Annotated in this window: 23 protein-coding genes; all 23 read right to left on the bottom strand. The window is 39.4% G+C overall.

What is annotated here, in order from left to right; translation table 11 throughout:
* Positions 1 to 117: 117 nt before the first annotated feature.
* Entirely contained in the window at positions 118 to 1422 is a 1305-nt protein-coding gene (locus L877_RS0102495; protein ID WP_026834750.1) for a hypothetical protein, read from the bottom strand.
* Between the two features lie 53 nt (positions 1423 to 1475).
* Entirely contained in the window at positions 1476 to 1874 is a 399-nt protein-coding gene (locus L877_RS11820; protein ID WP_034784878.1) for an HAD family hydrolase, read from the bottom strand.
* A 10-nt stretch (positions 1875 to 1884) separates the two neighbouring features.
* Positions 1885 to 2535 (bottom strand): M15 family metallopeptidase, encoded by a 651-nt coding sequence (locus L877_RS0102485; protein ID WP_051437622.1) that lies wholly within the window; start codon positions 2533 to 2535, stop codon positions 1885 to 1887.
* Positions 2536 to 2556: 21 nt separating this feature from the next.
* On the bottom strand, positions 2557 to 5046 hold the full coding sequence (locus L877_RS0102480; protein WP_026834748.1) for a DEAD/DEAH box helicase family protein: 2490 nt from the start codon (positions 5044 to 5046) through the stop codon (positions 2557 to 2559).
* A 53-nt stretch (positions 5047 to 5099) separates the two neighbouring features.
* Entirely contained in the window at positions 5100 to 5468 is a 369-nt protein-coding gene (locus L877_RS0102475; RefSeq protein ID WP_026834747.1) for an arsenate reductase family protein, read from the bottom strand.
* A 56-nt stretch (positions 5469 to 5524) separates the two neighbouring features.
* On the bottom strand, positions 5525 to 5686 hold the full coding sequence (locus tag L877_RS14365; RefSeq protein WP_242837108.1) for a hypothetical protein: 162 nt from the start codon (positions 5684 to 5686) through the stop codon (positions 5525 to 5527).
* A complete protein-coding gene (locus L877_RS14360) occupies positions 5676 to 6068 on the bottom strand; it encodes a hypothetical protein (protein WP_242837107.1) in 393 nt (130 codons plus the stop codon). The genes L877_RS14365 and L877_RS14360 overlap by 11 nt, the downstream gene beginning before the upstream one ends.
* A gap of 215 nt (positions 6069 to 6283) precedes the next feature.
* On the bottom strand, positions 6284 to 6484 hold the full coding sequence (locus L877_RS0102460; protein ID WP_026834746.1) for a DUF4177 domain-containing protein: 201 nt from the start codon (positions 6482 to 6484) through the stop codon (positions 6284 to 6286).
* A 44-nt stretch (positions 6485 to 6528) separates the two neighbouring features.
* Positions 6529 to 7056 (bottom strand): nitroreductase, encoded by a 528-nt coding sequence (locus tag L877_RS0102455; protein ID WP_026834745.1) that lies wholly within the window; start codon positions 7054 to 7056, stop codon positions 6529 to 6531.
* A gap of 33 nt (positions 7057 to 7089) precedes the next feature.
* Positions 7090 to 7449 (bottom strand): MmcQ/YjbR family DNA-binding protein, encoded by a 360-nt coding sequence (locus tag L877_RS0102450; RefSeq protein WP_026834744.1) that lies wholly within the window; start codon positions 7447 to 7449, stop codon positions 7090 to 7092.
* Positions 7450 to 7503: 54 nt separating this feature from the next.
* Positions 7504 to 7914: a peptide deformylase gene (locus tag L877_RS0102445; protein ID WP_026834743.1), complete on the bottom strand. Its 411-nt coding sequence runs from the start codon at positions 7912 to 7914 to the stop codon at positions 7504 to 7506.
* Positions 7889 to 8371, bottom strand: a complete 483-nt coding sequence (locus L877_RS0102440) for an NUDIX hydrolase (protein ID WP_026834742.1) — start codon at positions 8369 to 8371, stop codon at positions 7889 to 7891. Before L877_RS0102440 ends, L877_RS0102445 begins: the two co-directional genes overlap by 26 nt.
* A 98-nt stretch (positions 8372 to 8469) precedes the next feature.
* Complete coding sequence (sfsA, locus tag L877_RS0102435) at positions 8470 to 9126, bottom strand: DNA/RNA nuclease SfsA (RefSeq protein ID WP_026834741.1); 657 nt, start codon at positions 9124 to 9126, stop codon at positions 8470 to 8472.
* The gene (locus tag L877_RS0102430) at positions 9126 to 9446 is read right to left on the bottom strand and encodes a hypothetical protein (protein WP_026834740.1); all 321 of its coding nucleotides are present in this window, start codon (positions 9444 to 9446) and stop codon (positions 9126 to 9128) included. The genes sfsA and L877_RS0102430 overlap by 1 nt, the downstream gene beginning before the upstream one ends.
* Before the next feature lie 82 nt (positions 9447 to 9528).
* Positions 9529 to 10380: a Cof-type HAD-IIB family hydrolase gene (locus tag L877_RS0102425; RefSeq protein ID WP_026834739.1), complete on the bottom strand. Its 852-nt coding sequence runs from the start codon at positions 10378 to 10380 to the stop codon at positions 9529 to 9531.
* A 10-nt stretch (positions 10381 to 10390) separates the two neighbouring features.
* A complete protein-coding gene (gene mtnN / locus L877_RS0102420) occupies positions 10391 to 11092 on the bottom strand; it encodes a 5'-methylthioadenosine/S-adenosylhomocysteine nucleosidase (protein ID WP_026834738.1) in 702 nt (233 codons plus the stop codon).
* Positions 11093 to 11207: 115 nt separating this feature from the next.
* On the bottom strand, positions 11208 to 11765 hold the full coding sequence (gene efp, locus L877_RS0102415; RefSeq protein WP_026834737.1) for an elongation factor P: 558 nt from the start codon (positions 11763 to 11765) through the stop codon (positions 11208 to 11210).
* A gap of 92 nt (positions 11766 to 11857) precedes the next feature.
* Positions 11858 to 12427, bottom strand: a complete 570-nt coding sequence (locus L877_RS0102410) for a TetR/AcrR family transcriptional regulator (RefSeq protein WP_026834736.1) — start codon at positions 12425 to 12427, stop codon at positions 11858 to 11860.
* Positions 12428 to 12435: 8 nt separating this feature from the next.
* Positions 12436 to 13932: a phytoene desaturase family protein gene (locus L877_RS0102405; RefSeq protein WP_156922962.1), complete on the bottom strand. Its 1497-nt coding sequence runs from the start codon at positions 13930 to 13932 to the stop codon at positions 12436 to 12438.
* Positions 13933 to 14578: 646 nt separating this feature from the next.
* Positions 14579 to 15271 (bottom strand): endo-1,4-beta-xylanase, encoded by a 693-nt coding sequence (locus L877_RS11810; protein WP_084554736.1) that lies wholly within the window; start codon positions 15269 to 15271, stop codon positions 14579 to 14581.
* 27 nt (positions 15272 to 15298) lie between these two features.
* Positions 15299 to 15802, bottom strand: coding sequence for a poly-beta-1,6-N-acetyl-D-glucosamine biosynthesis protein PgaD (gene pgaD / locus L877_RS0102390; protein WP_026834734.1), 504 nt, complete (start codon positions 15800 to 15802; stop codon positions 15299 to 15301).
* Between the two features lie 12 nt (positions 15803 to 15814).
* Entirely contained in the window at positions 15815 to 17134 is a 1320-nt protein-coding gene (gene pgaC / locus L877_RS0102385) for a poly-beta-1,6-N-acetyl-D-glucosamine synthase (RefSeq protein ID WP_242837106.1), read from the bottom strand.
* A 52-nt stretch (positions 17135 to 17186) separates the two neighbouring features.
* The gene (gene aroD, locus L877_RS13795; protein ID WP_084554735.1) at positions 17187 to 18428 is read right to left on the bottom strand and encodes a type I 3-dehydroquinate dehydratase; all 1242 of its coding nucleotides are present in this window, start codon (positions 18426 to 18428) and stop codon (positions 17187 to 17189) included.
* Positions 18429 to 18464: the final 36 nt, after the last annotated feature.

Here is an 18464-nt window from a genome sequence, read left to right as displayed (position 1 = left end):
TTCCATTCTAACATAGATTGATACAAAATAAAATAGTCAAAATGCGATTATTGTCTTACGAACGGCAATATAAGAGGAGCTTAACTTAAACAAGCAAAGCTCCTCTTACTATAACTACTAATATACAATATCCTTTATTGTACTCTTTACTACAACATAGTCTCCATCCTCATAACAATCTGCATTTATTTTTTCTATAAACTCTTTTCTCTGCTTCTCTGATGGTAACATGAACTTCATTCCACATGACTTAGCACACGCAGTTGTGGGTTCTGACAGTGATTCCAACGAAAAACTCTTTCCAACATATACTGTCATATATTCTGATGTGTCTACCTTCTCTTCTTTGCTCTTATAGTTAATTAACCCAGCATACTTGAAGCAGTCATCCATGTCAACAACTCCTGAAGTATTAAAATATTCTCCAAGATTGAGTTTAATTTCACTTCTGAACCCAAATCTCTTAAACATACACCTCATAGATTTCATGTTATCACAGTATAGATTTTCTATTCCAAATAAAATCTCATCTGAATCAGCTAGAGTCAAACGACCAATATCAGAAAACAAATAGTCTGAATTAGGATTGGTAATTACTCCACCTTCTTGACCAATATACATCTCATATGCATTATCTTGGTCTTCATCAAGGTACCAAGCCATTACTGATTGATTTTGCTTTTCAGATAAATCGAGGGTTCCAAGCGCATTTTCTGGAATAGATATCTCCCTTTTTATCTCGATTCGTTCAATTCTCGCCCTCTCAATATTAGAACCAAAAAAGTAGCACTCATCATTTCTTATGTCATATAAATCCGGGCCAGTAGGATATTGATTAATTATTCCCCGATCATAATACGGTACAACTTTTGCTGGCTCAGCCATTAACCTGTCATCAGTCGGAATATGTGTTGGTCTTGCTGTTACAACAGGTGATTCTGATGGTTTTGCTGTTACAACAGGTAATTCTGATGGTTTTTCAGTTGTTTGGGCAGGTATTTTGGTACTTGGCACTTCGCTAGCTTTAGGATTTGACGTCGCTTTTACTGCGGGAGTTACCGAATTCTCAGCCTTATTTGACTTTGCAGACTTTACTGTAATTCGACACGCAAGCTTCTTTCCCATAACTTTACATTCAATTTTTGCCTTTCCTGGTTTCTTTCCTGCAACGACCACTTTTTTCTTTTTCTTGGAAAGCTTGAGCTTAACAATTTTCTTACCCGATTTAACTGTCCACCTAGCTTTCTTAGCTTGCCTGTCTGTAACTCCTTTGAGTCTAATGGTCTTTTTTCCTTTCACAGTGATACTTACTTGCTTACTGCTAAGCTTGACACTTCTTGCATCAACGGTTGCTGATGTTGCAATTACTGCTGCCATAGCAAGTATTGCAATTGTTATTTTATAGTTTTTTCCTGTTTTCATGATAGTTCTCCTTATTTATTTAATATTACCATATCATCTTTTGCTTTTCTTTATCAATCATACATTGTTCCCATTGTACAATCAGTCACAAAATTAGTTTGGCAAAACTTATCTCTTGTTGTATTAATAGCAATTGCTGTCCTCAATCCATCTGGCTTGTTGTCATTAATGAGTATTCTCTCTCCCTGTCCGGCATTGAATATAATCTGATCATATCTCACATGGTTTTCCCTTAAAAACTTCAAAGTATGAGCTTTTTCATAATCCATTCTCGCCGTCAATAGTATTATCGTGTCTTTCTCTGGAATACTCTCAAGGAACTCTCTGGCTCCAGGCAAAAACTCATCTCTTCCCATGATAAATGGTCCGTCATGAACAACTAGAGTTCCGTCCAAGTCCAAAATCCAAGTTTTAGGCATTGGTGAAATATGCAATTCTTCTGGTTCTAGCATATTAATTCTCCTATCTCTTTAGATATTCCGATGAAACCGGAAAGTTAAAATACGTATCTGGATAAGGCTCATCTTTCAACGCAAAGTGCCACCATTCACAGTCAATCGGTTCAAAACCATTTCGCACCATAATGTGTTGGAGCATCATTCTATTCTCAAATTGTTCCTCTGTAATCCCCTTGAAATCCGGATGTGAAACATGGCTAAACAAGTCAAATGGTCCGCCCATATCAACCTCCTTACCTGTTTTCATATCAAACAATGTAAGGTCTACTGCACTTCCACGGCTGTGGCTTGATTCCTTGGCAATATAACCCTTGCGGAACATTTCCTGCTTTTCTAAATCGGGATAAAAGTATGGTTTCATCCTGATATCAGTATCCTCAAGCCCCCAAAGCACAAATTGCTTTACAGCTGATGACGGACGATATGCATCAAAAACCTTAAATCGATATCCTAAAACCATTGCCTCGTTACTGGCCGCCTTCAGTGCCCTTGCGGCTTCCTTAGTTAACAGTGCAACAGGCTCCTCATATCCATCAATTCTCTCTCCTATGAAATTATAAGTGGAATGATATCTTATTTCTTGTATAATATGTGGTATATAATCCGCTAATACTACAAAATTTGACGGATCCATTGTTATATCTTTAATTGCCATATTAGTCATCTCTCCTTACATTTAGATTCTTTCCGCCCCATTATATCGTCTTTTATAATAATCCATTGCTCTGTATTCAATAACATCCTTCATATGAATGGCAAAGCTCTCATTGTTAATAATTGCTCTCATCTCCTCACATAAAGCCAAAGCACAACCTTCCTTCGGCACAAAGAAGCCTTTTCCAGATTCTTGCAAAAAATGAACTGGCATCTTGATAATCTTTTTTATGTGTTCTGCATCAGATACCTCTAGATACTTTTCATAAGTCATATTTTTATCGAGATCTCTCCAATTTGTTCCCGTACTGAAAAAGCGTTTCCAAGAGTCAAGAAGCTGTTCTTCCGTAACTTCCATCAGAATATTTCCCTGATTATAAAATGCCATAAGAACCGGCATTTTATAGACCTTAGTCATATTAGTTGTCTCCAGTAGATTGATAAACTCCCTTCCAACACTCTTGTAAAGAACTTCCTCTTCTTCTGTCAATTCACCAAGTTCATGGAGATAATCTATATATCGTTTGAATGGATTGTCCTTTGAATGCTCTATCGACAATTGATATACATCCTCTTCCATATATGTAAACAAATCCATTCGAAGAGGTCTCCTAGCCACTTTCTCCTTAACAAGGTAATACTCATTCTTTATCCTATCTCGCAATTTTAGTTTTTTCTTATCCATTTCGTGAAACAAATCGATAAGCCGCATATCAAAATCAACTATACAATCATCAGGAAGTTGGTCATGGTCTGCAGGATTATACTCCTTATTGTTCTTATTATACCCATCTGTGATATAATACCTAACATTTCCAGCTTTTTCATAATTACCTATGAAATCTAAAACATTCAAATATTCTTTATTCCTATCACGCCTTAATCCTCTTCCAAGCTGCTGAAGAAAAACAACCGGGGATTCTGTAGGTCTTAAAAAAAGTACCATGTCAACTGAAGTTATGTCAACTCCCTCATTAAACATATCCACAGAAAAAATAACTCGTACATCCCCATTTTTAAGGCTTTCTATTGCTTCGCTGCGATCTCTTGAATACTCTCCCGACGCATTGCTATATACTGCTACAGATGATATCCCCCTCTGTGAAAAAGCTCTTGCCATATCCTCCGCATGCGCCCTCGAACAACAAAATCCCAGTGCTCGCTTTGACCCGTACTTACAATAATACTTATATATCAAATTGTATCTTTTTTCGTTATCAATATATCTTTTATTAAGCTCATTTTCGTCAAAATGTCCACGAACAAGGTGAATGCCTTCGTAATCTGTTGTGTCATCGTAAATTCCATAATAGTGAAAAGGAACTAGCATCCCCTTATTAATAGCTTCTTTAAGTGGTAGTTCATATGGAACATTATAATCACATATTTCATATATACTTCTGCCATCCATTCGCTCAGGGGTTGCTGTCAAACCAAGCATAAATTCCGGATCAAAGTATTCAACAACTCTCTTATACTGGTCCGTAACACCATGATGTATTTCATCTATAACTAGATATTGAAAATAGTCTGATTTAAAGTATTTCTCATTCAAATATCTTTCGTTTCCAAGTGTTGAAACAGATGCAAAAATAACTGGTTTGTCTGAACATTTATTATCCCCATTAAAAAAGCCATAATCTCTGACTCCTCTTATATTCTCAAATGTTTTCGCTGCTTGCTTTAATATTTCTTCTCTGTGGGCTACAAATAATATTCTATCATATTTTCTTGAATCAAATGCCGCAAGAGCTGTCTTACCAATTCCAGTTGCTGCCAATACTAATGCTTTAGTCGCACCTTCTAATCGAGTGTTTTCTAGCGCGCACAATGCCTCAATCTGTGCTCCACGTGGTTCAAAAAATGGAATAACATTATAATCATCATTGATTTCAATATCATCATATTTATCTAAATCCTTTGACGCTGCCGGTCTATGCCAATTTTTTGAATACTCTCTTAAACGAGCATCGTCAATTAGTATGGAATGATTTTCAAATAAATCCTCAAATGTCGAATAAAACTTCTCATAATTTAATCTATCCGTCTCACTACTAAACCTATAGTTCCACTCAATGCCTGATGTTAGAGCACTTCTAGAAACATTTGATGAACCAATATAGATTTCACTGTGGTTCTGATAATGGAAAATATATGATTTGGGATGAAATGATCTGCCTTTTTCATTATAAAACTTTAATTCCACTCGATCCCCAAGTTCATGTTTGATAAGATACAGAGCAGATGGCTGGGTAATTCCCAAGTAATTACCCGTTAGTATTCGCACACGTGCCCCTCTGTTCAGAGCATTATTCAATTCTTTTAGAAGCATTCTCACACCAGATTCCATCAAAAAAGAAACGACAATATCTATCTGAACTGCTTCTTTTATACTCCTTATTAGCTGATAATATAGATACATTCGTTTATCTCTATCGCCAGTCATTACATCTGTGCGCGCAATATTTAGGTTTTTATCATCAATATTTTCTGCACTGTTTGATTTAAACATCTTTTCACCTTTTCTTAATCTACTTTCCCCTTTGGAGCGCCTTTCTAAACAATTTAACCATGGTCTTCTTGCCCTTCAAAGTGCTCAGCCCACTCCGATTCCTTAAAGCCGGTAATGACCACATTGTCAGCCACCACCAATGGACGCTTTACCAACATGCCATTAGTCGCAAGCAACTGCAATTGCTCATCTTCGCTCATTGTCTGAAGCTTATCCTTCAGCTTCATCTCCTTGTATAGCATTCCACTGGTATTAAAAAATCTCTTCAGCGGCAGTCCACTTTGAGCATACCATGTTTTTAATTCCTCATAAGTGGGATTTGACTCCACAATATGACGTTCTTCGTATATTATCTTGTTTTCGTCCAACCACTTTTTGGCCTTCTGGCAGGTTGAACATTTGGGATAATGAATAAATAACATATCGCACCTCACTTAGTTATTTTATTAATATGTGTATCTAAATTAACGTTGTATTATTATGATGCCTGGTCAAGGATATCATGAATGTACATCTTCAATCCTTTTTCTGTATCTATACCGTACTTCTGATTCACGGCAATATAATACTGCATAATCCTATCTTTGGGCAATAGTTCACTGGAAGGAATCGTCTTGCCGTAACCTTTTCTAGCTTCCATCCACGGTGTTTCTTGCCTTCTTATATGCCGCATCTGTCAACTTCTCTTTATTATCTACTAGCTTTTGTTTCATATATGCCGGAGAAGCTAAAGCAGCTTTTACAACATCGGAATACTCTTTGGAGGGAATCTGTCCCTCGAGATATCTAGGTATTGTCACTTCCCCAAATCCAAGTGCTAGCGACAATGGAGCTTTTCCAATTTTGTATATCTTCATAAGTTTTTCAATATCATCAATTGACACCAAACCTTCCACTGATCTAAACTGCTCATCAATCTCCTGAATATTTTTATCAAGAAGACCCGGTATACTCATTTTCTCGCCACATTCTTCACATATAGCAACAGTAATTCCAAATGTGTACTCCTTATCTCTAATCACTTTTATAATATTCTGTTTTTCTAAAGAATACTCCGTTTCTTTTCTGCACTCAATGCAAAAATCCCTTCGTCGTGACTCACTCATAGGGTACACCTCTCTTTCAAAAATTATTTAAAATAGTACTTAAACTGTATTATTTATTTCATTTCAGGTGAATACTCTAATCGAACCATTAAACATGCATTAACGGTTGCCACTCTATTTTCATTTCTCTCCTATCTTTCAAACACAAGCGTAAACACAGTTCTGTCTCCACCACCAAGCCCTGTATTTCCGGCCACAGTTGTTGTCATTTGTGAAAGTTTCCACCCATCTGCAGCCATTCTATTTAATGTATTGTCTAGCTGAGACAGATTCTTGGCATCATGTCCAATAAATTTTTCTTTTAATACTACCTGTACTGACTTATATTCCATAATAAAAGACCTCCTTTTTCATACTATTTTCATATCAAATTATTTTACTCCACCCAATAAACTCTTCCGTCTTTCCTTGCCGCAGGCTCAGGATTTTCGCAATCCGCATATCCGATGGCACAGTGTCCAACACCTTCCCAATCTCCTTCGACCCCCAAGTCTTTGAGGAGTTGTTTGTACTCTGGCATCTCAAACTCTTCCTTAGCACGGTGAATCCAGATACTTCCAAGCCCCAGGGAGTGTGCTGCAACCATGAGATTACCCATCACAAGGCTTCCGTCATATATACTAGTCCCACAGTTTTTATCTCTCAAAACAATGAGGATGACCGGCGCACCATAAAATGGATCGAAGTCTTCGCCCCATCCGCCAATCTGGCAATTGGACTTTGATATCTTATCTCTGAGTTCCTTGTTTGTTACTGCAATTATCATTGCACCTTGCTCTCCCCTACCGCTGGCAGCGTACAAACCAGCCTCCACGATAGTTTCAAGATCTTCTTTCTTCGGCATATCCACCTTGAACTTGCGAATACTCCTGCGTTCCATTAGTGATCTAATTGTTTCATTCATATAGTTTATTCCTCCTATTCTTATTAATCTTTTTTAACTTGTTGCCTTAAAACTTAAGTCTATATAATCAAATATTTCATCCAAATCAACAGTCCCATCTAATAGAATCGAAATCCATTTAGTCTTATTCATATGATATCCGCGAAATATTCCTTGCTGCTGAATAAGAACTTCCATTAACATCTCATCATCGATTTTTACATTTAAGATATCTACAACAACATCGCTCTTAAGTCCCAGCTTATCTTTGGATATATCCATTATTACCGCAAACCATTTTCTATTTTCCTTATGCCTCATGATAGCTGTATTAGGAAAATGTTGCCACAAATACTCTGGTTCGCTTTGATACTTCTCTTTTATATATTGGTAAACATTTTCTCTATATGTCATTTTGTCTCATATAATCCAATTGTCTGTGGATTACCGCTCCTCCTATCCATGAACTTATATTATAATTCCCTCAAGGTGGTCACATTCATGCTGTATGATCTGTGCCACATATCCGGAGAATTTTTGCTTTTGTTTTTTAAAGCTCTTATCTAAGTACTCCACCTCTATCTCCCTATAACGTTTAGTTTTACGAACTCCCGACAAGGATAAACACCCTTCCTCCGTCTCGTATTCGCCAGTTTTTTTTCTTATAATCGGATTTATCATAATCACATTGGCAAATCCCATTGATACGATGATAATTCGCTTTTTATAACCAATCATATTGGCAGCCATTCCGACGCAACCACTTGCGTTTGCTCCCAGTGTATCTTCCAAATCCTCTATTATCTGCTGATCTTCCTTCCCCGCCGCCACTGATGGTTGGCTGAGAAACATCTCATCTCTCACAATTTCTCTTATCATATTTTTCTTCCTCTAAAAACTTTTTTATCACAGGTCGAATAGGCGGAGAAATGTTCCGCAACTCCACTTCACATGGCTCGAAGAAACGAAGTTCCGTCAATTCACCGTCTTGCGACTTCGGCGTACCGGACCATTTTCGACAAATATATATAATTTCAACATTGGAAACTTCATCCCCGTTGGGATAGATATAGTGGGTCTCTGGCCCAGAATTAATATAAAAGAATTCGAGCTCTTCCGCCGTCAATCCCATCTCTTCCATCAACTCACGCATCGCACACTCTTCCACGCATTCATCGATTTCTACAGCTCCCCCTGCGTATCCCCACATGTGATTGTCGGAACGTTTTCCTAAGAGAATTCGGCCTTTTTCATCCACAATTATCACACTTGCCGCACACTGGATGATTGTCTCATGTCCAACATATTTTCGCATGTTCTGAATATATCCTGTCATTTCGCCTTTACCCCTTCTTCTGATTTTGTTTTGTGCTAACATCTATATTATAGCATGATTGGAAAGAATAATAAACCATAATTGTCATCGCTCTAATATCATATTATTTCCAGACTATCCGGTTCCACGTGACAAGTGAGAAATAGCACTTCCACACCTACTTTTCTTGCCTTCTCAAGCGCCTCTCCAAACTCAGGATGAGTATCAACATTGGGTCTAACCTCCACAATTCCATCCATCTGAATTACGAATGCAAGCACTGCTCTATAGCCCTCTTTGCGAGCCTTTATCAGTTCTTTTATATGTTTCACACCTCTCTCTGTCGGCGCATCCGGGAAGTACCCCATCCCATCTATCTCAAGCGTGCATCCCTTTACTTCCATGAGAGTTTTTTCCTGTAAAATATTCCTCTCGAGGTAAAAGTCAATTCTAGATGCACCATATGTGTACTCTGGGATTATCTTTTCATAATTCTGTTTTTCCAGCCACTCCTTCACAACTTTATTAGGTGCTTGACTATCTATATTGATTAGCATCCCACTCTGCTTCCTAGCTGCCACCAAATCGTACTTTGTCTTGCGTCCCGGTGTTCCGGGAGCATGAAGCCAAACCTCGCAACCGGGAATGAGTATTTCCTTGCATCTCCCTGTATTCTTCACGTGGACTATTTCAACTTTTCCCTCAATCTCTACCTCAGCGATAAAACGATTGGGCCGATTGATAAACTTTGCCTTTGTTATATTGGAATATTTCACTACCAATCCTCCCCTTCAAAGTCGTCATCAGGTCTCAGGTCAGAATTGAGATAGGCAGTATAACTGGCATTTGCTGCCTCACTTGCCTTTTTCTCTCTCCATCTCTCGATATCGCTGCATATAGCAAGCATCTCATCTATTACAAGTTCTATTTTTTTCGGTTTAACATTAATTAAATATCCGGTCATGCGCCTCATAGCCTTGGGGCTCCCAAGATTAGCAGCAATCGCATCACCTATTTCTGCCGGAAAACCCAGCTCTACCAGAGCTTTTACCATACAATCTTTCTCGTAATTCCATTTGATTTGATTATCTGTCATCCTGCTTCTCCCATTAAAACTAACTTACTTATATTGTTTTACAAACTCAACAATTGCCTCTAAGTCATTTTCATTATTTCTCCTATTCTTCAAACTTACTCCAATGTTTTTCAACAGCCTTAGCTATACCATCCTCATTATTGGAGGCGGTTATGTCATCTGCCACATCCAAGGCTATCTGCTCGGCGTTAGCAACTGCCACACCTAGTCCCACGTATTCCAACATCTCGGCATCATTGCCACTGTCACCAAAAGCCATCATCTCTGATGCTTCTATGTCAAGCTTATCACCAAGCCATTCAAGGGCACTTGCTTTGGAGACGCCACAACGCGTGACTTCTATATTGTTAGTTCCACCGGAAACTGAATTCAGCTCCGGATAGTTATTAAGTATTTCCCAAGTTTCATCATAGCAGATTCTATCGCCATTTTCGTCGGATCCAAAATTAATAGTGATTTTTTGTATGATTTCCTTGGATTCTGCTATATGTCTTGCCACACTATCTACAACGCGACGGGTGCTTCTGATGTACTCACGCATAGGCTCTGAAGTTGCCATCTTGTCAATTAACGGAACATTTTTCTTGCACATATAAGCGCCATCCTTGACGAATGGATCTGCCATAACGGGTAATGTCTCAAGGTCGAGAAGCACCGGGACCGCTTCAATTGGATCTATTCCGTCCTCGAGTAGGATTTCGCCTGTTTTGTTATCATATACTCCACCACCATTGTTGGCGATTATATAGCGCACTCCGGGAAGGTTTCTCACTTCCTCCGGAACTCCCGTAAATACTCGTCCAGTCGCAGGGACTACTTCGATTCCTATATCAACAAGTTTTTTTACAGTTTGCACTGTAGACGGAAGAAGGCACTTGTTGCTGTCAAGTGCCGTTTCATCCAAGTCAAAAGTAACTAGTTTTATCTCTCTCATAACTCAGCTATTATTCTCCAATCTTTTCTTCTAACTTAATTATATCCCATATCACCTCTTGAAGTTTTCTTCCATATACTTCATCATACGGAATGCCTTTCACCTCGTCGTTAGCTATTATTCTTATGGCAACCGCGGGAACATCAAGTTCATTGCAGGTTCTATATACTGCGAAGGACTCCATATCCTCACTAAGATGACCATATTGTTCGTGCAACCACTTGACTCTATCCGCTTCCTTGGTAAAGAAGTCTCCCGAGCCAAGAATTCCCTTATGCACAGTATTGGCTTTTTTTAGTTTCTCATAGAACTCACATACACACTCAGGTCTTGCCGACACACCTCTTTTCATATGGGCTCTCCAATTCTCAGGGTGAGATCCCTCGCCGAGTGACAGATTCGGTGTAGTCATATCATGTATATTATAAGCTTTCTCTCCGACAACTATGTCTCCCACCTTCACACTCTCCGAGTGAGTTCCGGCAGTTCCTTGATTAATTACAATCCGAGGAGCATACTTCTCTATGGCAAGAGTTGTTGCGAGAGTAGCATATACAAGTCCCATATTAGTTTTCTGTACTACTATCCCCATGGGCTCTGATTCATAGAAAACTAGTGATCCAACCTTAACTTCATTAACATTCTCTAACTTGCTAATATAATAATCGATTTCACTGTCAAGAGCACCTTGAATCAATATAATATCCCGCATTTTATTTCCTTTCCACTATTCCTCTAAAAACCTTTGTATAGTAAATGTGGCGTCCCAAATATGGAACACCACAAGTAATTAACTAATCCTTATATACCATTGTCAAAAATAGGGATTATACTCTCTTCAAGTACTCACCTGTTCTTGTATCAATCTGAATAACATCGCCCTGGTTAACGAAGATAGGTACGTTAACTGTAGCACCAGTCTCAACTGTTGCTGGCTTTGTTACATTAGTTGCTGTATCACCTTTTACGCCTGGCTCTGTCTCTGTAACTTCAAGCTCAACGAACATAGGTGGCTCAACTGAGAAAATATTGCCCTTGTATGATACCATCTTAACCATATCATTTTCCTTGACAAATTTCATTGTATCGCCAATCGCCTCATCTGTAAGAGCGATCTGATCATATGTCTCCATATCCATGAAGTTGTACATGTCGCCTTCAGCGTACAAATACTGCATCTCTTTTTTATCAATGTGTGCCTGTGGATACTTATCTGTAGGTCTGAAAGTCTTCTCTACGATTCCTCCATCAACAACATTTTTAAGCTTAGTTCTAACGAATGCAGCACCCTTACCCGGTTTAACGTGCTGAAACTCTAAAATCTGAAAAACAACACCATCAATCTCGATGGTCAATCCATTTTTAAAATCACCTGCTGAAATCATATTGGTTCCTCCTAAACATTTCTATGTTCTATTTTATTATAAGTGAGCTGATTTTTCAAGTAAAATTTTTTGACTTCTGGTTTATTCCCTATTTATTTCCTTAAAATGCCCATCAACCACTCAGGTTCAGGTGCCTCTAATTCCCGGTTTACCGCCATTTCCTCCATGACACCCTGAACCGATGCCCAAAAAATTCTCGCCAATGCTTCAGGGTCTCCTTCCCTAAAAATACCAGCTTTCTGCCCGAGGGCGATTCCCTCTGCAGTATCAGCACCTATCCCATCCACCGAAAATGCAATCTTTCTAGCTTCTTCCGGCATCCCGGCACGCCTCGCTTGTCTCATTAGGATGAACATATTGAATACCCAAGGTTCTTTCTCGGCATAATCAAAAAGCTCTCTCAAAAAACCACCGAGAAACATATCCATCGGAACATTTTCCGGTATCTTCGCACTCTTCGTCCCCTCAGCTCCCATCTTCACCAATTCTATGAGGAGTGCCTCCTTGGACTCAAAGTAGTGAAACATAAGGCCAACGCTCATGGACACCGCCTTCGCAATATCAGCGATTTTGGTCTCATGATACCCCCGCTCAACAAATAATTGTAATGCAGCCATCAGGATGGCCTTTCTGCGCTCTTCTTTTTGCTCTTTTCTTGACATATACCCTCCTAAATTTCGATACTTCTCTTCTGACTTTTTAATATCCTCTGAATTGCAAACTTCCCGCTGGTAACTGCCACCGGCAATCCACCTGTCCCCATTGTCCACTGTCCGGCAACAAACACATTATCAAGCCCCTTCAGTTTTCCCTTCATCCGAAACTGTTTGACTCCCGGTGTGGTGACAAAACTCATATAACTTCCGTGGTAGGCATTGCAATACCTCTCATAGGTAAGTGGTGTCCATGCGTCGAGAAATTCCATCTTTCCCGCCAACTCAGGGTACTCTGACACAAGCCTACGCTGGATTTCACGAACTAATTTCTCCTTCTCTGCTCTATACTCCTCATCTGTCATGGCTTTCCACGACTCGTAATCTCTATCGCGCTGCAAAATGCTTATCTGCATAACTTGTTTTCCGTCTGCACGAAAAATATCATCATAACCATAAAACTTTACAAACATGCGAGATATAGTTGTATTTCCGCACCTAAGTGGTTCTATTTCAAGAAAAATAGTCCGACCAACATCTATCCCGTCTTCTACGGCAAATGCAGCTTGGAAGCCACTTGTCGTAGGATAAGCTTTTTCATCTTCATAGACTCTCGCCAACTCCTTAGGCATATATTCTCTACCTAAAATCCTGTTAAAAAGAGTATATGTATCAATCGCAGGTACGACATAATCGCACGGAACATTTTCCCCGTCCTCTAGAACAATACTTGTGACTTTTTTACGATCCACTTGTACCTTATCAACAGACTTATTATACCATATTTGTCCACCTAGGTCACAATACTTTTTCTCCATTCTAAGCACCATCTGGAGAGAAGCTCCCACGGGAATATCTCCATTTCCATCAACCACCGTGGCATAAGACACAAGCAACGCATAGGTGGCATATTCCTTAGGTAAATAGTCACACATAAGCTTCTGCAAAAGTGGCGACCTGAACCGCTTTGCATACTCCTCAAGAGATATCTTGCCATATTCTTTCATCACCTTTGGAAAGTCCTTCATAGAGGAACCCATCTTGATATAGTCACTTATCCCCCACATTTCCATGGGTTTGTGAGCCGGCACTAAACATTGCTTAGAATACTCCACAGCCTTTATAAACTTTCTTATCTCTTCTTCATCTTCCGGAGAAATAGCAACCAATTCTCTCTCAGTTCTCTCTAGATCAACCCACAGCGTAGCTTCCTGTCCCTCATACCGAGATGAGTAAAACGCATCCATTGGCACGTACTCAGTATCATCACTCAAAGCACCTACTGTCTTCCAAACATCATAAAGTTCAGTACCCTTCTTAGTCCCGGTTAACCAGTGAATGCAGTTATCGATATGAAATCCCTTGCGATTCCACCCCATGCACTCACCACCCGGGACAGCATTCTTCTCTATAATCACAGTATCAAATCCCGCTTTCTTACCATATATTCCTGCAGTAAGTCCTGCAATTCCTCCTCCGATAATCACTAATCTTTTGTTTGAATTCTTTTTCATAGCTTTTCTTCCTTTCATCTTAACATTACTTTGCATATTCTCACACATCACATAATTCCGAGATAGCTTTGCGATTTGTTGAATATTTATTCATTGAATTTATATTCAGTATAATATTTTTTTCTTTGCTTGTCAAGTTTTTTTTATTGTCTTAAGAATTCTTCCCATGTATACGGATGTTTTCTTAAAAATTGACTTTTTTCATCCGTATTTATTTCCCATTTTGGCATGCCCCTTCTCTCTCCTGGGACCTCCTCATTCCACTTTCGGGGCATGCCTATTTTATATTCCCCATTTTGGCATGCCCCTTCTCTCTCCCGGGATCTCCTCATTCCACTTTCGGGGCATGCCTATTTTATATTTCCCATTTTGGCATGCCTATTCTATATTTTTTTCTCCACATCCTCAAGAAATGTCTTACGAACGACGTGAGTAAGACCAGCAATATGCGATTCCGATAATTGTCTTACGACCAAAGGGAGTAAGACCAGCAATAAATGTCTTACGAACGACGTGAGTAAGACTAGCAGTATGCGTTTCCATATGCGTTTCCTCTATATGTCTTACGACCGTAGGGAGTAAGACATTATAAAAAGCCGTCGCCTAGATAGAAGTATCCATCTAGGCGACGGCCCAGTAATCATTCTTATAAAGATAATCTCACAATACCATCTTCGCTCTTATCGATATTATAAGTAACTGTCTTTCCATCAACAGTAATTTCATATTCTCCCTTGAATCCATCAATTTTGAAAATTCCGTTCTCGTCAGTCTTAAGCTCACCCTCTGTGTGCCACTCCTCGTGAATCAGACGATAAAGCTCGTTGTATACCGGCTTTGTCGAGTTATCCTTGCGTATAATTCCACTCGGTGCTCCAAGCCATGCACCGTCTGCAAAATCCCATCCTGTGACTGCCTCTACAAGTGGATGCTCAAAGAGAATTTGATACATTTCAGCCCACTCCTTCTTCTGTCGCTCTTCCCCCTCAGGTGTTGATGGCCATTCATCAACCTGATAATCATTGAGATCCACGATATCAGGAGGCATTATCTCACCTGACAAAAGCGTATTTTCTGTAAAATGAAGTGGAAGGCCAAAGAACGAAAATCTCTCTAGCACATCCTCCAACCACTCGCGCCCCCTGTATCCCTGATGCTGATGGGTCTGGATGCCTATAGCTGAAATCGGAACTCCGGCGTTCAAACATCCATCAATCAGTATTCTATAGCTCTCCGACAAGTTAAAATCATTTATCAGAAGAACTGCATCCGGGTTAGCCGCTTTGGCTGCATCAAATACTTCTTTGACTAATCTTACTCCTTTAGTGTATACATTTATTCCACAGCTCTAATGTCGCGGAATATTTTACTTTTTATTCTTATATCCCATTCCCAAATCTTTTGGAATTATATTATGTTCCAGAACAATGTTGCGTTCTTCGCGAAACTGCTTAAGTTGCTCTGGTGTTATCTCAAACTTTTTTACTAATTCTTCATCTGTTACTTCCGGCAAAAACTCTCTTCTATGGAGCTTTCCAAACCTGACACGATTGTAATTTTTCCAGATAATTAAAATTACAAAAGCCAGCAAAAATGCTATAAGTAAAAATATATAATACAGCCTTGTTTCTTCAATCATTGCTCTATTATAAACCACAAACTCCGGTAAATACCACCCATGATCTATCGCCATATCTCCGTAAATCTCATATACCAAGTAGGATAGCATGAGAATCCATGCAAGGAAAGTTAATATCAACTCTATAACACGCTTCCACTTTTTTTGATGCCCCACTATAAGATGATCGTCTATATTGTAATCAACCTTCTGTTCATGAGGCTTTTCTCTTCCATTTATCTCAGCTTTCATCACAATCACCTTCTACTTTTTAGTGCTATCATTACCGCTTATCCCTCTATCCGGGCTACTCCACTTAGCTAACTTTTTGTTTCTTTTAAATAGTGTTGGAAGTGCCTTGATTACCAAGAATGCATTGATATACCAATACAAAAAAGGATACCAAACTGCTTCCACACTGTACTTAAATAAATGTGGATCATATCGACTGTCAAGCGCAATTGCAACTATGAATTGCAACAAGCACACAGACGATAAAAACAAACTCTTCCACAAATAAGGAAGTTGTATATAAGTATTATTGGTAAATAGATTGAAAATGATTATTATTAACATTAATAACCAACAAAGTGACCATAGTATAGAACACAACTGTTCTAGATATACAGGGAACAGTCGTCTAGATTTCCAAGATTTAAAAATATTAAAATGTCGTCTGAGAATCTCCATTCCTCCCGACGCCCAACGTCCTCTTTGCTTAGCCAGTCCCCTCACTGTCTCCGGAACAAGCATCATGCAAAGTGCTCGCGGTTCATATCTCACATCCCAATACTTCTTCTCCAATTTCCAAGTAACACCGATGTCCTCAGTAATCATGTCTCGGTCCCACAGCTCAGCATCCATAAGCGCTTTCTTCCTAAATGCCACTACTACTCCAGAGACCGTCATGACCTTTCCCCAAACTCTCTGTGTTCTCTTGATAAGACTGATTATACTTGCATATTCACAGAGCTGAATCTTGGCAAGCAAGCTATTGCGATTCCTAACGCGTGGATTACCTGTAACCGCACCCACTCTCTCTCCATTAAATCGGTTTGTAAAGTGCGGAACCATGTAATTTAACGCATCCGGCATAATATATGAATCCGAATCAACACCAACCAGTATCTCTCCATTTGATGCCAAAAGTCCGAGGTACAAGGCATTCGCCTTCCCGGCATTTTCCTTCTGATTGATGAATCTCATCATAGGATATTTGTCAAGAAGACTCTCTGCAACCTCCACCGTATTATCTGTTGATCCGTCATTGATTACAATAATCTCATAATTGGGATACTGTATCTCAGCCAATCTCTCGACAGTATTCTCCAATGTCTCCCCCTCATTATAACAAGGTACAAGAATCGAAACCATAGGTACCTCATACAACGGTATTGGCTTCTTCCTTTCGTTAGAAAAATAAAAAATGATACCCCCGGCCATCCAAAAAACTGCCATCAAAGCCGGATACCAAAACACAAACAACTCAATCGTTCGCAATGTAATATTCATACTAATCCCTTTCCATTCTCGACTTCCTGTCGAAACAAGCCACGCACCGCCACTTTCTCCACTTATTGGCACGCAACTTCACCATCAATCCTTTCTATAATTTTAGCATAAATCCGCCTTTTTTTCAACAAATCACATTATCCGTCAAACGAACTATCTCTCTTGCTATCTCCTCAGCCCCTCGACCATCAGTCTTCACTTCGATGGTAGCCGCCTCCTCATAAAATGGCTCCCTCTTTGCCATTAGTTCAGCTATATACTCTACATTCATATTGCCATTAAGAAGCGGTCTAGTGTTAGAATCCTTAACTCGTTCATATATGGTTTCAGGCTCAGCAGTTAACAGAACCACATCTCCCATATTCTGTAGCTTTTTGACATTGATTTTACGAATTGCCATACCTCCACCACAGGAAAGAATCATCGGCTCCATCCCAGCGAGCTCATCTAAAATCTCTGTCTCTATATCTCGAAAATATTCCTCTCCTTGGGATGCAAAAATATCCGAGATTTTCATACCTTCACGTTTTTCAATATAAACATCTGCATCAACTTCAGGTCTTCCGGTAATTTTGGCAAGCTCAGCTGAAATAGTTGACTTCCCAACCCCCATAAATCCTATAAGACTTATATGCCTGTTCCCGGAAAATATTCCGTCAAACAGCTTATTCACCTCATCTAACTCCACCTGCCCTGGAGCTGAAGCCTTACCAACACAGGCAAAAGTCACCTCAGATCCATAAAGTCCGCCGTATAGACGGGTTCTCTTGCCATACTCACCCATGCTCATTGTTATGATGGGATATTCCTTGTGATCCTTTTTATACTTCTCTGTCGAATCAAGCAGTACATCCACATCCTCAGCGCTCTTAGGCATACATGCAACTTTTCCCACATCTAGGCCATGTTTCCTACACTCATCAAGCTTATTGAAGATAAATTCTTCTGATGGAGTTTCAGAAAAATTGTGATAAGAACCAATAAGTTTGGAATAGTTGCCTCCTACAGTCAGCTTATCTCTTTGTTCTACTAGTGTAGTCACAACATCCTTGTATGCAACCTCAACATCAATAAAATCAGCATACCCATCTTTGAGTATTTCTTCTAAAACACCTTTATAATCAAATCTTGCACCATTTTCTTCGCCGCCCTCCTGAATAGTCCTAATGGTCACAATCAAATCCTTGTCTTTTATGGCTTTCTTCACCGCTCTAACGATTTCAAGTATTTCACTCTCCTCGCCCTCGAAGAAATCAACTCTCCACTCCACTAACTCAGCACGAAGCTCTGCATATTCTTCAGCTTTATCTATAATACTTTCTTTTGTCTTTTCCACAATGGGAATGCAGATTTTTGTACGATTCATAACTACTCCTCTCGTAACTGGTTAAGAAGGAAGAAT

This window comes from Eubacterium xylanophilum ATCC 35991 (assembly GCF_000518685.1).
Taxonomy (GTDB): Bacteria; Bacillota; Clostridia; order Lachnospirales; family Lachnospiraceae; genus Eubacterium_F; species Eubacterium_F xylanophilum.
Note: the sequence above shows the minus strand (reverse complement) of the source record. Positions and strands in the feature narration are given on the sequence as shown.

What these genes read in the sequence shown, in the direction of transcription:
- L877_RS0102495 (WP_026834750.1), bottom strand. Translation starts at nt 1,422, where the DNA reads ATGAAAACAGGAAAAAACTATAAAATAACAATTGCAATACTTGCTATG.
- L877_RS11820 (WP_034784878.1), bottom strand. Translation starts at nt 1,874, where the DNA reads ATGCTAGAACCAGAAGAATTGCATATTTCACCAATGCCTAAAACTTGG.
- L877_RS0102485 (WP_051437622.1), bottom strand. Translation starts at nt 2,535, where the DNA reads ATGGCAATTAAAGATATAACAATGGATCCGTCAAATTTTGTAGTATTA.
- L877_RS0102480 (WP_026834748.1), bottom strand. Translation starts at nt 5,046, where the DNA reads ATGTTTAAATCAAACAGTGCAGAAAATATTGATGATAAAAACCTAAAT.
- L877_RS0102475 (WP_026834747.1), bottom strand. Translation starts at nt 5,468, where the DNA reads ATGTTATTTATTCATTATCCCAAATGTTCAACCTGCCAGAAGGCCAAA.
- L877_RS14365 (WP_242837108.1), bottom strand. Translation starts at nt 5,686, where the DNA reads ATGGAAGCTAGAAAAGGTTACGGCAAGACGATTCCTTCCAGTGAACTA.
- L877_RS0102460 (WP_026834746.1), bottom strand. Translation starts at nt 6,484, where the DNA reads ATGGAATATAAGTCAGTACAGGTAGTATTAAAAGAAAAATTTATTGGA.
- L877_RS0102455 (WP_026834745.1), bottom strand. Translation starts at nt 7,056, where the DNA reads ATGAATGAAACAATTAGATCACTAATGGAACGCAGGAGTATTCGCAAG.
- L877_RS0102450 (WP_026834744.1), bottom strand. Translation starts at nt 7,449, where the DNA reads ATGACATATAGAGAAAATGTTTACCAATATATAAAAGAGAAGTATCAA.
- L877_RS0102445 (WP_026834743.1), bottom strand. Translation starts at nt 7,914, where the DNA reads ATGATAAGAGAAATTGTGAGAGATGAGATGTTTCTCAGCCAACCATCA.
- L877_RS0102440 (WP_026834742.1), bottom strand. Translation starts at nt 8,371, where the DNA reads ATGACAGGATATATTCAGAACATGCGAAAATATGTTGGACATGAGACA.
- L877_RS0102430 (WP_026834740.1), bottom strand. Translation starts at nt 9,446, where the DNA reads ATGACAGATAATCAAATCAAATGGAATTACGAGAAAGATTGTATGGTA.
- L877_RS0102425 (WP_026834739.1), bottom strand. Translation starts at nt 10,380, where the DNA reads ATGAGAGAGATAAAACTAGTTACTTTTGACTTGGATGAAACGGCACTT.
- mtnN (WP_026834738.1), bottom strand. Translation starts at nt 11,092, where the DNA reads ATGCGGGATATTATATTGATTCAAGGTGCTCTTGACAGTGAAATCGAT.
- efp (WP_026834737.1), bottom strand. Translation starts at nt 11,765, where the DNA reads ATGATTTCAGCAGGTGATTTTAAAAATGGATTGACCATCGAGATTGAT.
- L877_RS0102410 (WP_026834736.1), bottom strand. Translation starts at nt 12,427, where the DNA reads ATGTCAAGAAAAGAGCAAAAAGAAGAGCGCAGAAAGGCCATCCTGATG.
- L877_RS0102405 (WP_156922962.1), bottom strand. Translation starts at nt 13,932, where the DNA reads ATGAAAAAGAATTCAAACAAAAGATTAGTGATTATCGGAGGAGGAATT.
- pgaD (WP_026834734.1), bottom strand. Translation starts at nt 15,802, where the DNA reads ATGAAAGCTGAGATAAATGGAAGAGAAAAGCCTCATGAACAGAAGGTT.
- aroD (WP_084554735.1), bottom strand. Translation starts at nt 18,428, where the DNA reads ATGAATCGTACAAAAATCTGCATTCCCATTGTGGAAAAGACAAAAGAA.